Below are 19,452 nucleotides of genomic sequence, written 5' to 3' on the forward strand. Positions count from 1 at the left end.
GGCGGTTTCTCCAGGCTCCTGTCCGGATGCGGGCTTGGCGGTTCATCTCCTTGGGTTGCATCATTCGTGCCAACTGTTTTGCGCTGCCCCCAATTCCTAGAACTTCGCTTGGTTGCTTCTGAGGGCGCTGTGGTGATGACCGGATTTGTCGGCTTCTCGACATTGTCGCGTCGCAATCCGTGTCGCGGTCATTCCTGTCCGAACCGCTTCAGTACGGAGTCGAACGGGACAAAGGTGCGGCCCGGCGTGGCAGGTTTGTTCGGATCGTGGTCTTTGAGCACCTTGAAGACCCGATGCGTGAGCGGCGAGGAAATCGCGAAGTCCTCGTAAGCGCGTTCGAGCGTCGCGCGCACCCGCGCGGCAATCACCTGGTCGGGCAGACCGGAGAAATCTTCTTCGGCAAGGTATTGGCCCACGCGCTTCATGATATGGAGCCGCGAGACATTCAGCACCTTCGGGTCATAGGAGACGCCAAGGACTGAGAAGAACTCCTCCGCAGCCGACAGGCGCTTCAGTCGTGCGAGGATGTTGGTGACATCGATGGGGCGGCTGTCAGCGGAACAATTCATTGCATTCTCCCTGGTCGGAAAACTGTGGTGTCGGTGCGCTCGCGCACGGCTGACCTGGACCCGCACAGCTCCGCGAGGGATGCCTCGCTGCACATTCCATCGTAGAGCTCGACCAGTTGAGTTGCAGTGACGGTCGATTTGGTCTCGGCCGCCTCGCGCCGGACGCGGGCCACCATCGCGGCTGCCAGATCCGGGTCGAGATCGCGACCGCTTTCGCTCAGCACATGGGCAATCGCAGTGGCGCCGGAATGCTTGCCGATGACGATACGCCGGCAGCGGCCCACGAGAGCCGGATCGAGCCCTTGATAAGTACGCGAGTCCTTTAGCAGCCCTGCGACGTGAATGCCGGATTCGTGGGTGAAAACATCGGCGCCGACGACCGGCTTAATGGCCGCGGTCTGCCGGCGGGCGGCCCAAGCCACCTGGGCGGCGAGGTCGGGCAATGCGGTCAGCTCGATGCCGGTATCCGCGCCGTCGAGGACCGCCATCGCGGCGGCCACCTCTTCCAGCGCGGCATTGCCCGCACGCTCGCCGAGCCCCAGGACGGTGACGGACGCATGGCGCGCGCCTGCGCGGATTGCGGCCAGCGTGTTGGCGGCAGCAAGTCCGAGATCGTTGTGCGCATGAAATTCAAGGTCGATTGGAGACTGCGCCACAAGCTGGACGACAAGTTCGAAGGTCGAAAACGGGTCGAGAACGCCGACTGTGTCGGCTAGCCCGACGCGGCTTGCGCCGGCGTGTGCAGCCGTCTCGATGACGCGGGCGAGATGATCCCGATTGGCCCGCGAGGCATCCTCGCAGCCCACCGCGACGAAGAAGCCGGCGGCGGCTGCGCGCCTCACCATATGTTCGATGACCTGGAGCGCTCCGCCTTATCGAGGCCGAGCTTGGCGGCAAGTTGGATGTCCGACGCAGGCAGCGATAGATTGACGGCGTGGACGCCGCTCTCGATCGCTGCATCGAGATCCAGCGACGTCATCCGGCACCAGGCCATGAGCCGAACCGGGAGACACCGCGCGACCGCGGCGCGAATTGTTTCGATCTCGTCGGCGCCCATGACCGGCGTGCCGATCTCGATCTCTGTGACGCCGGCCGCCGCAAGAGACTCGGCGATCTCCTGCTTTTCCGTCGTGGTAAAGGCGACGCCGGGCGCCTGCTCGCCATCGCGCAAGGTCGTATCGTTGAGAAAGACATGACGGGTCATAAACGGTAGCCGGTTCTGCTGCCGCTCAGGCATAGACCGGATTGAACGTCTTCGGAGCTTCGCTTACCCGGCCCAGAACTGGGAAAGCCACGCAGCTTCTCCACGATTGCCGGCATGACCTCGAGCACCCGGTCGACGTCCGCTTCGCCGTTGTCCCGCGCCAAGGAGAAGCGGACTGCCGCGTGTGGCGTTTTCATCGCGCTCAGGACATGGCTCGGTTCCAGAGAGCCGGAGGTGCAGGCAGAGCCGGAGGAACACGCGATGCCCACGCGGCTGAGGAGGAGTGGAATTCCATCACTTTCGACATGTTCGAAGGAGATGTTTGCGGTGTTGGGCAACCGTTCCAGGGGATCTCCAGTGACACAGGTGCTTGGGATGCGCTGGAGAATCCCGTCCTCTAAACGGTCGCGGAGCGACTTTACCCGTGTGGTCTCGTCGTCCATGAATTTCAAGGCGAGTTCGGCCGCCATGCCGAGCCCGACTATGCCGGGCGTATTCTCGGTGCCAGCACGCCGGTTGTGTTCTTGGTGGCCCCCCTTGATCAGCGAGTGGAAATTGACGCCACGTTTTACGAAAAGCGCGCCGATCCCTTTCGGCCCGTGCAGCTTGTGGCCGGAGAGCGACAGCATGTCGATTGCGGTCGACTTCAGGTCCATCGGAAGCTTGCCGACCGCCTGCACAGCATCGGTATGGAAAAGGGCGCCCACTTCCTTGGCCAACTCGGCAAGCCTGGCCACGGGGAAGATCACACCAGTCTCATTGTTCGCCCACATTATCGAGACGATTGCCACCTGTGGGGTGAGGGCGGCCATATAGGCGTCGAGGTCGAGCCGGCCACGGCAATCCACCGGGATCCTGTGCACCTTGACGCGGCGGGTCTTCTCAAGATGCGCGCAGAGCGTCAGCACGGCGGGATGCTCGACCGCGGACGTCACGATCTCGGTTCGGTTGGGCGCCGCCTCGAGCGCCGAAAGAAGCGCTGCATTGTCGCTTTCTGTCCCACCCGAGGTGAAGGTGATCTCATCGTCGAACTCCGCGCCGATCAGAGCTTGCAACTGCCGCCGCGCCTTTCTCACCGCCGCACTGACTGAGGCGCCAAGAGCGTGCGCCGACGAAGGGTTGCCGAATTGATCCCTAAAGAACGGCAACATCGCTTGCACGACCTCAGGATCGACCCGTGTGGTTGCATTGTTGTCGAGGTAGACAGGTTTCATGTGCGATCCTCAGTTGACCGGAATGACGCGAGCGCGCGACCGCCTCATTGAGCCTCTGGCGTATGCCGTTGATGATGATGGGCCCGAACTGGCAGCCGGCGCAGACGCCCGAGAGTTTGACTTAGACCGGATCGGCGTCGACATGGACAAGTCCGCAGTCGCCGCCGTCAGCCCGCAGGTAAGGACGCCCGAACACGACAACGTTATCGATAAGCCGAATTTGGCGCAGCGGCGCGATTTGGCCGCCAGCAGCTCGGGTGCCACCAGGAACCGAACTGTTTCGGCAGGCGACGTTCTTTGCATCCTACCGGAAGCGATTGCCGGTCCCGAGATCGGCTTTGACCTTGCCTTGTTGTTGAGGACGGGGACATCTGTTGTGCCGGCCATGTAAGCCTCCTCTTCCGCAAAAGAGTCCGTTGGCGGCAATCGCTTCATGGACCCGCACAGGCGCTTCGGGCGATCAACTGAAGGACTTGCCGCAGCCGCACTTCTCGCGCGCGTTGGGGTTATCGAAGACAAAGCCGGAAGATTCGAGCCCGGTGAGGAAGTCGACGGTCATGCCGGCGACATGGGGTTGGGAGCCCGCGTCCACGAACAGCTTGATCCCATCTGTCTCGGTGATCGCGTCGCCCTCGCGCGACACGCTCTCCAGGCCCATTAAGTATTTGAAGCCGGCGCAGCCGCCGGCCTGGACCATGATGCGAAAGCCTTCCGCCGGCTCGCTGGCGCGGGAAAGAGCAGTCTTGATGGCGGCAACAGCGTTGTCGGTGAGCGTAATCATGGCTCCATTCTCCTCAGTCCGGGACCTGCTTGCGCATCACGCTGCATGCACCGTGCCAAAGCGAAAACCGTTTCAACACAGCGCGGCATCTCTGACCCTGCGGTGGTTCTTGTGAGTCCATTGCTGCGAAGGTGTCGGCCAACCGACACGTACTGTCGGGTTTGTCGGGTCCGCCACGCGGGATGTTGGGCCTGAGTTGTTGGCTGAACTCACATTAAACCAATGACCATTACAGAAGACTCCTTCTGAGCTGCTTCGGCGCAATTGGCACGGTTTTTGAGGCTCCACTGGCGAGGCGGCAAGAGACTGCCGATCCACAATCGTGTCGTGGGTGCCCTCGCGATCGATGCGGCGAAGCAAGGGAGCAACATGTCAGGACTGGGTCAGACACGCTTTGTTTGGCGAAGCAGCGCCGCCCGTGGCATCCGAATGACCGATTGGCCGATTGCGACAACACCCACAATCGCTCACCACCGCCCGGTGGCCGCCGGCCGGCTCGATGAGATTCCATCGGCATGTGCCTGCTCGTGTCACTCGGGTCTCGCCGCTCCGATAGCACCCCCGGTTTTCGCGCGGGTGCGACGACGTGCGCACGCTGTCCAGCGACACTTTGTTCACGGGCCAGCAGCAGATCAGGGTCGAGCATTACGGCGCGCCCGATCGGCTGAAGATTCACCGGCAGGGCAGCTGATCCTCACACGTAGGTGGAAGCAGGGGTAAGACATGGACCAGCGCGAGAAACCGTCGCCGGACGAAATCCGGCGGGCGTGCGAAGACAATCCGAAAATCCGGGAGCATGATCTCGCCGCTCGATTGGGCATTTCGGAAGCGGAATTGGTCGCGGCGCATTGTGGTCACGGCGCGGTGCGCATCGAGCCGCGCGTCGATGATCTGCTGACCGGCCTCGAAGCGGTCGGCGAGGTGATGGCGCTCACCCGCAATGAAAGTGCCGTGCACGAAAAGATCGGCGTCTACGAAAAAGTGGTCACCGGCAACCAGCATGCCATGGTGCTCGGCGACGACATCGGCCTGCGCATCTTCCCGAAAGCGTGGGCGTATGGCTTCGCCGTCGAGAAGCGCGAGGGAGCCGAGATCCGCCGCAGCCTGCAATTCTTTGATGCCACCGGCGAGGCGATGCACAAAATACATCTCAGGCCCGCCTCGAACCTGCACGCCTATCAGAATCTGGCGGCAGAGCTCGTATCCTCCGACCAGGAGCCGATCATATCGGTCGAGGCGAGCGGGGCGCGCGATAACGCAGTGAGTCCAGACCAAACCGCCACGGTCGACGACCTACGCGAGCACTGGAGCCGGCTGAGCGACGTGCATCAGTTCTACCATATGTTGAAAACACTGAAGCTCAGCCGCTGCCAGGCGATGCGTATGGCCGACGAGGATTACGCCTGGCTGCTCGACAATGATGCCGTTGGCGCCCTGTTCCAACAGGCGGCCGAAGACGAGATGCCGATCATGTGCTTTGTCGGCAATCGTGGTTGCATCCAGATCCATTCCGGCCCGATCAAGTCGGTCAAGCAGATCGGGCCGCGGATCAATGTGCTAGACGAGACCTTCCATCTGCATCTTAGGACCCATCACATCCGCGAGGTCTGGGCCGTGCGCAAGCCGACGAGGGACGGTCACGTCACGTCCGTTGAAGCCTATGGCGCCGACGGCAAGATGATCATCCAGTTCTTCGGCACGCGCAAGGAAGGCGAACGCGAGCGCAGCGACTGGCGGTTTCTGGCCGAGAGTCTGCCACGCGTTCCCGGTCCGACCGACAGGGATGTGTAGAGCCGGCAGGCCCGTAGGATTGAACCGGCCGCCATAGGGCTCGGCGCCACGTTCCGACAGCGGCTCGCGAGGAAATATAGGTCCATGTGCGATAGAGCTTGCCGTGTTAGCGCATACGCACGGTCAGGTGTGCACGCCGGAATTGACCGCATCGATACAGTCAGGCTCGTCGCCGGCCGGATCGCTGCGCACGAGTGCATCGCTCGTCTGACCGGAAATCCTTGCAGCGGCTACAACAACGCATATGCCATCAGCGCCGAACCGAAGCGGAAGCGCGGCCGGGTCTTGTCGGACCGCACCCGAACCTTGCGCTGGATCGCGTCGTTGCTCAATCCGGGCCGTGCGAGCGATCTCCTCGCTCGTCGACCGGAAGGCTGTGCAGCAGCAGCCAGGCCGAACAGCCCGATGTCGCGGACTCGACAAAACCGACCACGGATGTCGGTTGTCGGACGTTGTCCTAAGAATGATGGACAGGTGATCATCAGCGGCGGGCCTAGTGCAGGCTGGCATTGCTTGGTGCAGCGCCATGGGTACGCCTATCCGGCACGCGACTTGCTTCGACAATTTGATCAGCAGGGCATCAGCAGTGCGTCACGGAGCTCAGAGGTGATTGACCAGCCTCTCAACCCTAACGGGGATAAGCGGCGGCTTTGCTTCATGCCCGCAGCGCGGCGGAGATGCCCCTTCTGATCGACTTCGCAACCGATCTCATCCGCGCTGGTGCAGGTGGGCTGTATCAGGCGACAGAATCTAGAAGGCGCCCGACAAGAGACGTGCCCATGCTGGAAATCGACTTTATGAACAGCGGTGCAATCTCAATCGAGCCATGAACGCCAATGTAGAGAAAACAAAATGGCGACCAACCCCGTTCCAGATCATGTCCCGCCCGAAATGGTGAGGGACTTCAGCCTGTTTACATCGCCAGGGATGCCACCAACACCCAACGGGGATCCACACGCAGCTGTCGCTTGCGTACATGACGGGCCTCCGATCTTTTACTCCCGCTACAACACGCAAGATGGCCGGGGTACCTGGGTCATCACCCGTGCCGCGGACCAGCGGAAGGTGCTGCAGGACGCAGAGACTTTTTCCAGCCATCGCAGCATCTTCTCCTCCATACTGGGTGAAAACTGGCCGACGATCCCGCTTGAGCTCGATCCACCGGCCCATGGCGTCTTTCGCTCACTGCTCAATCCGCTGCTTTCGCCAAAGCGGGTGTTGGCTTTGGAACCGGCTGTCCGCGAACGGGCGGTCGAGCTGATCGAAAGGATCGCCGCGTCGGGCACAAGCTGCGACGTGATGAAGGATTTTGCCTTTCCTTTCGCGGTGAGCACCTTTCTTCGCTTTCTGGGGTTGCCCGATGACCGACTCGATACATTCGTCGGCTGGGGGAAAGATCTGCTCCACGGCGACGATAAGGAACGACCTGTGGCTGCCCGGACGATCGTGGCATTCATCGACGAACTTGCAGCCATGCGCCGCCAGGAGGCGGTTGACGATTTCATGAGCTTTATCGTGCAGGCACGGGTCGAGGGCCGCCGGCTGACGGACACCCAAGTCCGCGGCATCGGCGTGCTTGTCTTCGTCGCTGGGCTCGACACGGTCGCAGCAGCTATAGGCTTTGACTTGGCGTACCTCGCGCGCAACCTCAAAGATCAGCAATTGCTGCGGAGCGAACCGGACCGCATCCCGCTCGCAACCGAAGAATTGCTGCGGGCCTATCCGCCCATTCAGTTGATCCGCGTGGCTACGAAAGATATCGACTTCGAAGGCGCGCCGATCCGGAAGGGGGACTATGTTTCCTGCGCCACGATGATTGCCAATCGTGACCCGGCGGAATTCGAATGCCCCAACACAATCGATTTGGAGCGGGAGGACAACCGCCACGCAGCGTTTGGCTATGGTCCCCACCGTTGCCTTGGCTCACACCTTGCCCGGCGGGAGATTGTCATTGGCCTGGAGGAGTGGTTGGCGCGCATCCCGGCTTTCAGGATCAAGCAGGGTACGGCACCGATAACTTCTGGCGGCCATGTGTTCGGGATCGAAAATTTGATCCTGGACTGGTCTTAGGCCCGCCCCGACCCGGGGCACAGACAATGGAGGCAGCGCAATGCGCATCATCGTCCAAAAGGCCAAATGCCAGGGTCACGCGCGATGCGCGGCGCAAGCGCCGGACATCTTCAAGCTTGATGACGAGGGCTACATCCTGCCCGGTGACATTGAAGTTGCGGAAGGGGAGGAACTGCCTGCATCGCGGGGCGCGCGATCCTGTCCTGAACGTGCGCTGGAACTCACCCGCTGCGCGCTTTGAGGACTCATTCAACCGAGAGTCTGGCGGGCTTGAACCATGTGGCCGCACTCAGCACGCGACCTCTGTCCCGCACGGTTCACGTCCAACTCTGCAGGGGCATTTCCGGCGCCAGTGTTCCCCGTGAGGCGCAAACGGCAGGGCAGGGGTTCGCGAACACCTCTTCCAATCACAGAATTTGCGTCAGAGCCGACGGACCAGACGAGAATTGCCGAACTACTCGACGCGAGGCGACCCGGAGTGCCATACCGAAGAACTGCCCGACCCATGTTGCGGCAGGCCGGGTCTCTGCATGATTTGATAGGACGAAACCAGGAGAACGCACCATATTTGCCCAACATTATGCCCGGCTCAGCACCGGCCAATGGCCGCACATCGAGCTGGAGAGGAGGTTCGACCAGCATGTGCTTGCCTGTGTGCTTTCACGTGCGCTCGAGGAGATCGAGGCCGGCGAGGCGACGGCGACGGAGGCAACCGGACTTTCGCGCGCCGAGTTGCGCGATGTCCTGGTCCGCTGTTTCCCTGCTTTTCCTATCAACGCGTTTGCCTTGAAAGAGGTGAGCGAGCCCGAGCCGGATCTGGAAGAAGAACTTCTGCATGGACTGCTGCTGGCGCATGCCCGACATGGCGACCCGGCGAGCGCCCGCTTCGCCAAGATCATCGCCCGGCGTGCGATGCGCAATGACCACCTCTGGCAGGACCTTGGCCTTTTTAATCGAACCGACCTCGGCCGCCTGCTCGCCTCGCATTTTCCGACGCTGGCGGCCGGCAACACCCAAAACATGAAATGGAAAAAATACTTTTACCGAAAGCTCTGCGAGGCCGAAGGTTTTTCGCTGTGCAGCGCCCCCAGTTGCCGGGACTGCAATGATTTCGAAAGCTGCTTCGGCCCGGATGAAGGCGAAAGCCGCCTCACACGGACCAAGGACAACGCCTAGGATTGAGAGCCGCTTGCGTCAGTCGTACAGCGTCAGCGCTCGCGCCGCGCCATATGTCTGTTGTCAAATCTCCACGGACGCCATCGTTGAGACGGCCATTTCGGCAGCGATAGCCCTCTTTTCGGCCTCCTGGGCAAGATGACTGGCCGCGACCTGCGAATGGCCCCTGCGGCAAGCAAGGCGCCATAAATAACTGCGCCCAGCAGAACCAGTCGGCAAGAACGAACGGAACTGGCCACGTGGACGGGTATATCGAAGCGTCCATTGTTGACGTCAGCATTATACCTGGTAACGCCAGACTTCGACCGATTTTCAGCGGGCCGATAAGAAAGGCGCTCGAAGAGAAGGCGACTTTCGACCTGAACCGGAAATTGCAAAGCTGCAAGCCCAGTTGGAGCAGCAGTTGGCCCGGTTGAAGGATGCAGAAAAGTTGGCGATCAAGCTCAAGACTAATTCTGTTGGCCTCAAACGAATCAACGTCGCCGACGAAGCAATCGAGGTCGTAGCCGGTTTCACAGGACGGCGGACATTGGGGTCGGCAGTCTAGTCCCAGCCAAATAGGGCGCGCGCTTCTGCTACTGCGCAAACGCCTCTGGAGTCGATTTTATCAGCTCGTTGGCGTGATCTTCAGTTCCTTCGCCACAAAGCCCGGCGGAGAAGAGTATGCTGCCTGGCCTATTCATTCGCCCAAGCCCGCTTGCCACGGCAGCTATCGTGGTCATTTTTACATCAGACGATCGTCTCGTGAGCAGTGGACCGCAGAGTTGCGAAGACGCAGTTGCCCTTTGCTTCTACTGTGCATAGAAGCCATTTGTGCGGGCAGAGGTACAAAATCTGGGTGCGGTGCTGTGGGAATAAAATTCGAAAAGCTAAATAAACTGCGAGAGTCACTGCTAGAGGCAAATCACGATTTCCGCGCCAGCACCCAATTGTTCAATAGCTTGGATGTCGCGAAAATTGATCGCGAAATGGATCTTGGAGATCGCGGAAAGCAGCGGGGCGAGGCGAACCAACCTCCGAAGGCGGCCAAGAATTTCGACGACGTTGAGCATGCAGTCATCGAGAGGGTCGAGGACGAAAAAAAGGCGGCACACCACACCCTCGAGGATAGCCTGCAGCTTCTCTCCGGACGTTTGGCGGGCCTCGACTTTGAAGAGCAATTTGGTCTGATCCGTCAGGCGAACGCCGCCAGTGTTTCTGATTTCAAGGCCTCGATCGCGGTAGGCCTGGACGAACTTCACGGATTGCGAAAATCGCTCAACGACGCGGAGAAGGAGCACGCCTGGTTCAAACAGAAGCACGGGCTTGTCCGCGCCGTTAGGATTCAGCACGGAGCAGCCTACGTTTTCCGAATTTCCTTGCTGATTTTCCTGTTTCTGATTGAAACGGCGATGAACGGAAATTTCCTTGCCAAGGGAAATGAACAGGGATTTTTTGGCGGACTCCTCGAAGCCGCCGCGTTCTCGTTTTTGAACATCGGCGCCGCTCTGCTTTTCGCAATATTCTGTGCACGCCTGGTGACTCACAGATCGTTTTTCGTGAAGGTGATCGGCGCGTTGTCGATAGTGGCATACATCGGCTTGGCATTGACCATAAACCTAGCGCTTGCACATTACCGCGAGGTCAGCGGGTCCTTTGTGAACGGAGCCGGTGTCGAGGTTGTGCGCAGCATGCTCGCCAATCCGGCCGGCCTTATGGATGTGAAATCCTGGCTTCTGTTCGGCATCGGTCTCATGTTTTCGATTTTTGCATTTATCGACGGCTGGTTCGTTCTCGACCCATACCCAGGCTATGCGGGTGTCGAAAACAGATTGGTCGCTCGCAGGGAAGACTACATCGAGCGCAAGAGCGAGCTCATCGAGGCTCTGCAAGAGGTGCGCGATGAGCACAACGAGAAGGTGGAGGACATCGTCAAGCGGCTGGGGAGCAGACGCAGGGAGCATCGGGCGATCATCGATCATCGGTCGAGGCTGCTGACGCTCTTTGTGCAGCATCAAGACCAGCTGGAGCGAGCCTGCAACCAGCTTCTCGCAAAGTACAGGGAGGCCAATATCCAGGCCCGCACAGAGCCAGCGCCAAAACATTTTGCCACGCCCTACAGACTCGAGCGCATAAAACCCCTGATATCGTCCGACGATGAATGGAGCGAGAAGGACCTGGGCGCCTCAATTCGTGACGCGCAGGAAGAACTCAACGCTCAGGTGCGGCTCATCGGGCTGGAATGCGAGCGGGGGATCGAACAGTACCGAGATCTCGACAAGCTTCATCCGGACAGCGTGAATGGCTAGGCGGGGCCGCAGAAGAAAGAATGGCAGTGGCGGCACCATTGTGGCAGCAGTTGGATTGGCCGTGCTGTCGGCTGCGATGCTGGCCGGTTTTGTTTGGATGTGGTCGAGATCCGGGAAGGACCAAATCGACGCCAGCACGAATTGCCCGTTGGCCGGTCCTGTAAGCCTGACGGCGGTCTTGATCGACGCCACCGACCCGATTTCGCCAATAACCATGGCCGATTTGAAGAATGAATTCCGTAAGACCATTGGGCGCGTCGAGCCCGGCGGCTATCTGAGGATATTGACGCTGGGCCCGACCCCCGGCGACCTGACTGTGATGTTTGATGGATGCAACCCGGGCGATGGCTCGACGGTCGACAGCTGGACGAACAATCCGTCCCGGCGGCAGAAGAAATGGGAAGATGCATTCGAGGATCCTCTGACGAAGCTTCCCGACCAGATTCCCAATGGAGAATCCGCTAGCCAATCTCCAATCATGGCCGGAATGCAAAAAATCAAACTGTCATTATTCGATAGCGGTTTGGCGAAAGAGAAGACCGCAAAGCGAATAATAGTCGTGTCGGATATGATTGAACATACGGCGCTGTACTCACAATATCGTTCGGGTCTCGATTACCAGAAGTACCTTGATAGTTCGGCCGACAGGACCTACGGGACATCGCTTGATGGCGTGGGGGTTACGATACTCTATGTCGATAGGGCGAAGAAGCCATTTGGCTCTTTCGGACATGCAGAGTTCTGGACCCGGTGGGTTCAAGCTCATCATGGCGAGTTTGAGAAGCTGGTAGGGTTGGAGGGGTTAAACTGATGGCCAAGAAGCGAGGGGAGTCCTTCTTGGGACATCCGAGCCTGCCCCTTGTCGTCTTTGCGACACTAACCCTGGGCGGCTGTGTGTTCATCGCAATAGCCAAGCTGTCGGGCGTAGACCCGATAATGGCGGCGAGCGCACCGGTATGCCTGATGCTCATCTATCTTGCCGCGTCCGTCTTCACCGGCAAGCTGCGGCTCCACGATGAGCAGACTGGCGACAATCTCTACTACATGGGTTTCCTGTTTACGTTGACGAGTCTCGGCGTATCGCTGTTTCAGTTTGGTTCCGAAGGATCCACCGACACAATCGTGAGGAACTTTGGTATCGCGGTGACGTCGACGATCACGGGCATTGCTCTGCGGATCTTTTACAATCAGATGCGCCGCGATCCTGCCGACATCGAACGGACGGCCAGGCACGAGCTCGCCGATATGACGCGTCGTGTAAGAGCTGAGATGGAAAGTGTAACCAGGGAATTCGCTGACTTTCGCCGCGTCAGCAATCAGATGTTGGAGGAGGGTTTTGCCGAAATTGCCGTTCAAGCGGAGCGGAACGGAGAGCACATAAGATCGGCGCTAGATAAAATCGCGATGGAATCGATCAAACCGGTTCAAGAGGCCTCGGGAAAGCTCAGCAATGCTTTGAGCGATAATTTTGGGCAGATCGAAAGTCAGTTCTCGTCGATCGCACAGCGCGTCGAGGCGGCAGCCGATCTGCTCGACAAGGCCAACAGCTCAATGTCCTCTTCAGTTGGCAGACTGGGTGAACAGGCCGACAGCGTAGCCACCAAGTTAGAGAAGGTTGTCGTCCCTGATGAGGTCCTTAAGAACGATCTGGCGCCGATGGTGAAACTCCTTGGCAGCGCGGTCGCCCAATATGCTGTCAAAACAGAGACGGCTTCGCAGGAACAGCAAGCCCGCATGGCGGGCATCGTTGATGCTGTGGCTAAAGTGGCCGCAGGTGTGGAAAGGGCTGTGGCAGCCGCAGAGCAAACAGCGGAGAGTGTCCAAGCGCAACAGCGCTTGACCCAGGCGCTTGCTGCAGTGGTGCAAAAGCAAAGCAAGGACACCGGAGACCTTGTCGCAACCTTGGCAGGAAGAAGCCTCCACGCGCCGAGGCCTGTTCCCCCTCTCAACGCTCCTATCGCGATCGAACAGCCACTGGCAGATCTGGCCGCAAATGACACCGTCGAGAGCGCACCGATTAGGGTCGAGCCTGAGCCCCAACCAGACGCTTTCCAAACTCTGGGAAGCGAGCCTCCCGCCGAACGAACGGAACCGCCTAAGCGAACCAGTTGGTGGGGCAGGTGAGTGACGCTGGCGGAACTTCGGTCGCCTTCGAGCGCAAGGGTTACGGCCGCGGTTTGATACTGGGCCTGACCATGGCCGAGACGATGCTGCTTTTGGTGTTCTGCCTGCTGCTAGCAGCCGGTGCTATCATCACGAAAAAGCAGAAAGAGACCGATGAGGCGCTGCGAGCCGCTCAATCAAACAAGGAAAACGTGCAGAGGCTCGAAGCCGAAAACAAGCGGCTTCTGGCTCAGATAAAAGCGGTGTTTCAGCCCGCGAGCGGAGGAACCGTTCCCGACGAAGAATGGCGCGAGCTGGTCCTGGCCAAGGATGCTGTTAAGTCGGTCAAGGAAGCAGGTATTTCCCTGGAGGAGGTCGTGCGAAATGCCCCTGTCGCGAAGGTCCTTGCGGACAACGACATAAGCGTTGATCAGGCCAAGGCCATGATAGATGCGGCGAAGGTCTTGAAAGAATTTGGTTACATCGGCACCGACAAAGGGCTGCAGGATCTGGCTGATGTGCTCAAGAAGGCTGCAGAGCCGACGCAAGCAGCAAAACCTCACGATTGGCCGCCGATCATTAGTCTCAGCGAACTGGATGGCTATAATTTCGATACCGGAAGCGCAGAGCTTTCGGATCCGTTCAAAACAAAGTTGCGCGATCTTGCGAAGACAATCGCCGGCACTGCGACCTCTTACGGTGTCGACGTGATTGAGGTGATTGGACACACGGACGAACAGGCAATGGCGGGCGAATCCTCCAACATGGACAAAGGGCTCCAACCGGTTTTGTCAGGGAAAGTGGAAATCGGCTCACTCCATCCCGCCGACAATGCCGGCCTTGGTCTGGCGCGCGCGATTTCAGTCACGAGTGTGCTCAGTGACATGCCCGCATTAAAGGGGTTTACGATTTTGCCGATGTCAGGTGGTCAGCTCATCCTGCCCGGCGATCATCTCACCGACGGAGCGCAGATGGGCGATGTGCGGGCTCGAAGGCGAATCGAGATTAGGGTGAGGCAGCGATCAAAATTGGCGCCGGTTGGTGGCGCCAAGCCATGAATGGGGACGAGAGACTGGCGCCTTAGCCGGTACGGCAGTTGAGTTGGGGGATTGGGCTATGGGGTTTTACGTTCGAAAATCGATCAGTGCGGGACCATTCCGCTTTAACTTTTCGTCCGGCGGGGTTGGCGCTTCCGTTGGCGTGAAGGGCCTCCGCATCGGCACTGGGCCACGAGGTCACTACATCCACGCCGGCGTCGGTGGGCTCTACTATCGTGGCACTTTAGGCAAGGCTAGCGCCAAGAAGGTAGTACAGCTCTCTCAAACCCGATCTGCGCCGCAACCCCGTCCACAATCCTCGCCCCCGGAGTACGTCTCTGACGGCGTCGTAATGAGGGAAATCGAGTCCCGCGATGTGGTGGAGATGCGTGACGAGACATTTGCCAATGTACTCGATGAAATCAATGCTAGGCAATCGCAGACGCGGCTGTCCGTAGCACTCGCGGTTCTGTTCGGGATTGCAGGTTTCCTTGTGGGGACCAAGCTCGGAGGTGCCGCACCGGTGCTGGGCATCGGTGCCTTTGTGCCGGGTATGCTCATTGGCAAATGGTTTGACAGCTACCGCCGGGTAAGCGTGCTCTATTACGATTTGGAAAAAGACGCGGAGGCCGCCTACGGGCGACTTGTCGGCGCGTTCGAAACTCTCACCGGCTGCGGCGGGAGATGGCATGTCGCTGCCGGCGGCAAGATAGAGGATCTGACGGCTTGGAAGCGAAATGCCGGGGCCAGCATGCTGGTCGATAAAAAGCCCACGACACTTGAAAGCTCCTTGCCGAAGGTTGTGCGCAGCAACGTTACTCCGCCTTCAATCCATGTGGGTCGGCAGGTGCTCTTCTTCATGCCTGACCTAGTGCTGGTGAAGGACGGAAACCGATACGGCGCAGTCGGATATGCCGATCTGCAGACCCAATTCGCCCCGAGTAATTTTATCGAGACCGGCAAAGTTCCATCTGATGCGGAGATCGTGAGCTACACTTGGGCTCACCCAAACAAAAACGGCGGGCCCGACAAGCGTTTCAAAGACAATCGGCAGATCCCTGTCTGCCGCTACGAAGCGTTGCGGTTTTCTAGCCCGTCCGGACTTAACGAGCTGGTGGAATTTTCCAAGACAAACGTCAGCCAGCCCTTTTGCCAGGCTCTATCGGCACTCGCGCAATTGCATCGAAGCTCCGACCGCCAATCCATAACGCTGAACGCGCACTCAAGGGACTGATAGTGGCGATGGCTCAAAGCATGGCCAGGTCAGCAAACGCCTTCGCATGGAATCCCATCGCTATCTCGATCCAACTTGCTCCCCCATGAGCAGTTGGCGAGATACCAACGCGCTTCTTCGCAAGATGAAATCTGCCTGCAAAAGCGGCGAGGTTGGCATGAGTAGCTCTGTGCTACTTGGCGACGGCTGATGAGCCCAAGTGGGCTTTTGGTTGGGTTCGTAGCTTCGCCCAAGGCTTGTCAAAAGTTCCAATCCAGATTCCGACCTTAGCGGTTTCAGCCTTAGTTTGCTGTTGCGCATAGGCCCCGTGGCTGTAGCGGGGCCAGTCCAAGGCTCGACCATGTTCAACCATCCAGGACGCGACGCTGACACCGTCCGCGCGACGGCAATCACCGACGAAGCGACGGTACCGATCCCATGAAACAAATGTGCATTGGACAGGCCGCGAAGCCGCAAGGAAATTCGCCAGTGCTTCGGCCGCCTGGCGCCCGCAGGGGTATTGATGTCCGCTCGCGTCATTGCAGTATTGGCGGCTTTCGGGTGCATCGATGCCGTTGAAGCGGACGCGCTGCCCGTGGATCTCTATCGTGTCTCCATCAACCACCGATGCTATGCCGACAATCGGCGCCGGTCTCGACCCGGTCGAGTTTGCTATATCCAGACCACGTAACTGGTCGCCCGGCCCTGTAAAATAGTGGGTGGCGTAAGCAGCCAAGGCCACCACGATCACTAGGATCAGAGGCAAGGGCACATCTGGAAAGAAACGTCTGCGGACGATTGGTTCCGCGCCGCGCCTTGGTCGCGCGCGGCGACGATGAGAATAGCGATTGTTATTCAATTTCCGATCCTTTGCGAAACGCAGGCTGCATGATTTCTAACGTGCCTCTGCACGCTTCGTAGGCGCCTTTTTCGCTGGCGCTGGTTTGCCTTGTAGTTCGGCGCTTTGAACACCATGGTGCCTTCGCAGATCAGCCCGAAGTCACGACTTTGTAGTTGCCCTTTTCGTGAACACGACCATCTTTCCGCGCTGGAGCCTACAAGTTTTCTCGGAATGCAATTAGGAGGGCCGATTGAAAAAGAAGTCGGCTTGTGCGCCAGTTGGTCGTGGCCGGCGAGGCAGATGCCAGAGCTGCCAACACCTCGTCCAGAGGTATGATGGCATTTTGTCCGAAAGGGAACCTCGAGATCAAGGTGGGGATGCGAAGTGTCCGGAACATTAAACAAACATCCGCAATTTTTCCACTAAGCCGCGGTGCTCACAATACTAAAACGATTGAAGTGTTGGTGGCAGCCATTCGAAGTTGAAAAACGAGCATTTTATGTTGCGGACAGCCCTTGTGTAGGCTCTATGTGTCCAGCCTATCAGGGGGGTGTGAGTGTCGGAAGTTGAAAAATCGGTCTTCCAAAGCGATCTGCCTTTAAAGGAAAAGCTCGAGCGAGCCAGGATGGAATTGCTCGACCTTTCTGCTCGCAACCGACTTTTGAATGTGCCACGGTTTTCAAAGAGCGCGAAGACGATCGATATTGTCGACGAGAGGTCGTCTGAGATCTATCGATTGCTGGTGAGCGAAGGAAAGGCTTTTACCTTCCTGGCCGGCAAGCCGGATCGGCCGAAGGCAGGCCAGGTTGAAAGCAGCCCTCCAGACGAGGAAATCGACTATTCCCCCGTTGCTCTTGCTCAGCCTGAGGACGAAGGATTCGACGATAGAGGGGTATCTGCGCGACATTCTGACACCAAGCTTCAGACGAGGATGACCCCAACGGGGCTGCAGCGCCGGCTCCTTGATCTCTACCACGATGCCCGCACACTTGAGGAAGAGCAGGGCGTCAATATCCTCTTTCTGGCCCTTGGCATGCTGAAGTGGATTGACCCGAACAACAAAGAAAACAACCGTCAGGCTCCTCTCATTTTGGTGCCGGTACGGCTTGAGCGAGGGGCCGCTGGAGAAAAGTTTCGGCTGCGAGCTCGTCCGGAAGATCTTACCGCAAACCTCTCCTTGGAACTCTATCTCGACCGTATCCACAAGCTCGCCCTGCCGCGTTTTGAAGTAGGAGACGACTTCGACGTCTCGGCCTATCTCGATGCCGTTGCCGAAGCAGTGTCGACCAAAGAGGGTTGGCAGGTGCTTGCCGATGATATGGTGCTCGGCTTCTTCTCGTTCGCTAAGTTCTTGATGTACCGTGACCTGGATCCGGATCTCTGGCCGGATGGCGCAAAGATTATCGAACAACCGAAGATCCGCTCGCTTCTTTCAGATGGTTTCGAAACACGCGAACCGCTGATGTCGGACGACATTGCGATTGATCCGCATATTGCGCCTGCCGAAATGTTGCATATCGTCGACAGTGACAGTTCTCAGACGCTGGCGATCCATGATGCAAGAAAGGGTCGCGACCTCGTTATCCAAGGTCCTCCCGGGACAGGAAAATCGCAGACGATTGCGAACATTATCGGGTCGGCCGTTGCCGACGGAAAGACCGTGCTGTTCGTTGCGGAAAAAATGGCCGCACTTGAGGTCGTGAAGCGACGGCTTGACACTGCGGGGGTGGGCGACGCCTGCCTCGAGCTCCATAGCAACAAGGCAAACAAGCGCATGATGCTGGAGGAGTTGCGGCGCACCTGGCAACTCGGATCGCCTCGCGGACAGCTGGCTTCTTCTCTTACTGAACGCCTGCTGGAGGCTAGGGATAAACTCAATGCACATGCTACAAGGATGCATGTTCCGTATGGAGCCTCCGAACTCACCGCTTATCAGGTTCTAGGTCAGCTGACCCGCCTAAGGCAGGCCGGTCAGAAACCCGTGGACATCGAACTTACGGACGCCACAAGCTGGACAAATGATGGCGTTTCGCAACGTCGCAAATTGCTCGATGAGGTCTCTCAACGGATCAACGAGATCGGCTTGCCCATCCACCACCCATGGAGGGGAGTTGGCCTGGATGTCGTTCTTCCAACGACCATTGAGAGGCTCGTCCCACGCATCGCGGCGTTGCTGGATCAAGCCAAGGCGCTGCACGCCAAACTGGTCGATATTGCTGAGCGGATCGAGGCGAAGCCTCCGCAAATTCTCAGCGACAGCGGTGAGATAGAAGATCGCGCTGAACTTCTTGCGTCTGCGCCTGGGCTTCCTGCCGAGGCGCTCGTCTCGCCGGTATGGGATGAGCGTCCGAAAGACACTTCATCGCTTCTCTGGTCAGGAACGGATTTCGCCCGCAAGTCCGAGGAACTTTCAGAGCAGTTGGCGACGATGGCTATCGACACGCCAATTGAAGGTCTCGAGACAGAGCTTGCAAAGCTTCCCTCGGAATTTCCGAAAGATGGTTTCCATCGTGCGCGCCAACTAACCGTGTTGCTGCCACGCTTGCAGGAAGAAGCTGAGCGGCTAAATCAAGAACTGGGGTCTACGGTCCTACCGGACACGCTTGCAGGACTTCTCAGGTTAGTGGTGACTGGCGAGAGAGTTGCGGCAGCCCCCGATGCGAGCCCTGAGGCATTCGCAGCCACCGTTTGGGACTCTGGGCTGGAACAGGCAGGCGACCTTGCCGATAGCGTAGCGACGCTAGAGACTGCCAGAGCCGAGCTTCAGGGCAAGGTTGTTGATGCCGCGTGGAGTACCGACGTGGCCGCGGCGCGGCAAGCGCTCGCCACACACACCGGGATATTGAAAGCATTGAACGGCGACTACCGTCGCGCCACTGCACTTGTGCGGACTATTGTGGTCGACCCCAGCGCGCCTGCGACGCAGATAGTTGGTCTCCTCGACCTGTTGATGAAGGGTCAGGCTGCCGCAGCAAGAGTCCGCGAAGGCGACGCTTTTGGCCGTTCCGCCTTCGGGGCAGATTGGCGTGGGGAGCGATCGCCATCTGTGCCACTGCTGGCGCTAGTCCCTATGATTGCTGGGCCTGAGGGCGGCCCGTCATCCGATATGCAACGGTACGAGGGTTAAGCCGGCTGGCCGGCGCAGAGCCTCATGCATAGGAGACG

General features: G+C 58.9%; 16 protein-coding genes and 2 pseudogenes. 12 read left to right on the forward strand and 6 right to left on the reverse strand.

Going from position 1 to position 19,452, the window contains the following annotated elements:
• Nucleotides 1-188: 188 nt before the first annotated feature.
• The 3 genes and pseudogenes from nifW to nifS form a co-directional block, all read right to left on the reverse strand.
• Nucleotides 189-569, reverse strand: coding sequence for a nitrogenase stabilizing/protective protein NifW (nifW, locus tag NKJ94_RS05405; protein ID WP_352466655.1), 381 nt, complete (start codon nucleotides 567-569; stop codon nucleotides 189-191).
• A pseudogene (nifV, locus tag NKJ94_RS05410) lies at nucleotides 566-1,773 on the reverse strand (homocitrate synthase). The gene nifW and the pseudogene nifV overlap by 4 nt, the downstream one beginning before the upstream one ends.
• Complete coding sequence (gene nifS, locus NKJ94_RS05415) at nucleotides 1,770-2,987, reverse strand: cysteine desulfurase NifS (protein ID WP_352523384.1); 1,218 nt, start codon at nucleotides 2,985-2,987, stop codon at nucleotides 1,770-1,772. The pseudogene nifV and the gene nifS overlap by 4 nt, the downstream one beginning before the upstream one ends.
• On the opposite strand from nifS, the gene NKJ94_RS05420 reads away from it, so the two are divergent.
• Complete coding sequence (locus tag NKJ94_RS05420) at nucleotides 2,986-3,378, forward strand: hypothetical protein (RefSeq protein WP_352523387.1); 393 nt, start codon at nucleotides 2,986-2,988, stop codon at nucleotides 3,376-3,378. The two genes, nifS and NKJ94_RS05420, sit on opposite strands and share 2 nt — an antisense overlap.
• Before the next feature lie 69 nt (nucleotides 3,379-3,447).
• Here NKJ94_RS05420 and NKJ94_RS05425 read toward each other — a convergent pair whose 3' ends face one another.
• Nucleotides 3,448-3,768 (reverse strand): HesB/IscA family protein, encoded by a 321-nt coding sequence (locus tag NKJ94_RS05425; protein WP_023678237.1) that lies wholly within the window; start codon nucleotides 3,766-3,768, stop codon nucleotides 3,448-3,450.
• A gap of 723 nt (nucleotides 3,769-4,491) precedes the next feature.
• Between NKJ94_RS05425 and NKJ94_RS05430 the strand changes: the two genes are divergently transcribed.
• The 10 genes and pseudogenes from NKJ94_RS05430 (at nucleotide 4,492) to NKJ94_RS05475 (ending at nucleotide 15,467) form a co-directional block, all read left to right on the forward strand.
• A complete protein-coding gene (locus NKJ94_RS05430; protein ID WP_352523388.1) occupies nucleotides 4,492-5,559 on the forward strand; it encodes a hemin-degrading factor in 1,068 nt (355 codons plus the stop codon).
• Nucleotides 5,560-6,411: 852 nt separating this feature from the next.
• Nucleotides 6,412-7,629: a cytochrome P450 gene (locus tag NKJ94_RS05435; RefSeq protein ID WP_352480501.1), complete on the forward strand. Its 1,218-nt coding sequence runs from the start codon at nucleotides 6,412-6,414 to the stop codon at nucleotides 7,627-7,629.
• Nucleotides 7,630-7,669: 40 nt separating this feature from the next.
• Complete coding sequence (locus tag NKJ94_RS05440) at nucleotides 7,670-7,870, forward strand: ferredoxin (protein WP_352491466.1); 201 nt, start codon at nucleotides 7,670-7,672, stop codon at nucleotides 7,868-7,870.
• A 323-nt stretch (nucleotides 7,871-8,193) separates the two neighbouring features.
• Nucleotides 8,194-8,805: a nitrogen fixation protein NifQ gene (locus NKJ94_RS05445; RefSeq protein WP_352491520.1), complete on the forward strand. Its 612-nt coding sequence runs from the start codon at nucleotides 8,194-8,196 to the stop codon at nucleotides 8,803-8,805.
• 854 nt (nucleotides 8,806-9,659) lie between these two features.
• On the forward strand, nucleotides 9,660-11,093 hold the full coding sequence (locus NKJ94_RS05450; protein ID WP_352516062.1) for a hypothetical protein: 1,434 nt from the start codon (nucleotides 9,660-9,662) through the stop codon (nucleotides 11,091-11,093).
• 40 nt (nucleotides 11,094-11,133) lie between these two features.
• The gene (locus NKJ94_RS05455; protein ID WP_352491465.1) at nucleotides 11,134-11,904 is read left to right on the forward strand and encodes a hypothetical protein; all 771 of its coding nucleotides are present in this window, start codon (nucleotides 11,134-11,136) and stop codon (nucleotides 11,902-11,904) included.
• Nucleotides 11,904-13,217, forward strand: coding sequence for a methyl-accepting chemotaxis protein (locus NKJ94_RS05460; protein WP_352516048.1), 1,314 nt, complete (start codon nucleotides 11,904-11,906; stop codon nucleotides 13,215-13,217). Before NKJ94_RS05455 ends, NKJ94_RS05460 begins: the two co-directional genes overlap by 1 nt.
• The gene (locus NKJ94_RS05465) at nucleotides 13,214-14,254 is read left to right on the forward strand and encodes an OmpA family protein (RefSeq protein WP_352491463.1); all 1,041 of its coding nucleotides are present in this window, start codon (nucleotides 13,214-13,216) and stop codon (nucleotides 14,252-14,254) included. The genes NKJ94_RS05460 and NKJ94_RS05465 overlap by 4 nt, the downstream gene beginning before the upstream one ends.
• Before the next feature lie 58 nt (nucleotides 14,255-14,312).
• Nucleotides 14,313-14,459, forward strand: a pseudogene (locus NKJ94_RS05470) (DUF4236 domain-containing protein); the annotation flags it as partial.
• A gap of 126 nt (nucleotides 14,460-14,585) precedes the next feature.
• Nucleotides 14,586-15,467 carry a hypothetical protein gene (locus tag NKJ94_RS05475; protein WP_352491527.1) on the forward strand — a complete coding sequence of 294 codons (882 nt, stop codon included), beginning with the start codon at nucleotides 14,586-14,588 and terminating at the stop codon, nucleotides 15,465-15,467.
• Between the two features lie 29 nt (nucleotides 15,468-15,496).
• Here the strand turns inward: NKJ94_RS05475 and NKJ94_RS05480 are convergent, their stop codons facing one another.
• Both NKJ94_RS05480 and NKJ94_RS05485 read right to left on the reverse strand, forming a co-directional pair.
• A complete protein-coding gene (locus NKJ94_RS05480) occupies nucleotides 15,497-15,700 on the reverse strand; it encodes an excalibur calcium-binding domain-containing protein (protein WP_352523389.1) in 204 nt (67 codons plus the stop codon).
• Nucleotides 15,640-16,305 carry a thermonuclease family protein gene (locus NKJ94_RS05485; protein ID WP_352523390.1) on the reverse strand — a complete coding sequence of 222 codons (666 nt, stop codon included), beginning with the start codon at nucleotides 16,303-16,305 and terminating at the stop codon, nucleotides 15,640-15,642. The genes NKJ94_RS05480 and NKJ94_RS05485 overlap by 61 nt, the downstream gene beginning before the upstream one ends.
• Before the next feature lie 538 nt (nucleotides 16,306-16,843).
• Between NKJ94_RS05485 and NKJ94_RS05490 the strand changes: the two genes are divergently transcribed.
• Nucleotides 16,844-19,414 carry a DUF4011 domain-containing protein gene (locus NKJ94_RS05490; RefSeq protein ID WP_352523392.1) on the forward strand — a complete coding sequence of 857 codons (2,571 nt, stop codon included), beginning with the start codon at nucleotides 16,844-16,846 and terminating at the stop codon, nucleotides 19,412-19,414.
• Nucleotides 19,415-19,452 lie beyond the last annotated feature (38 nt).

Source organism: Mesorhizobium sp. M0060, assembly GCF_040323155.1.
GTDB lineage: Bacteria > Pseudomonadota > Alphaproteobacteria > Rhizobiales > Rhizobiaceae > Mesorhizobium.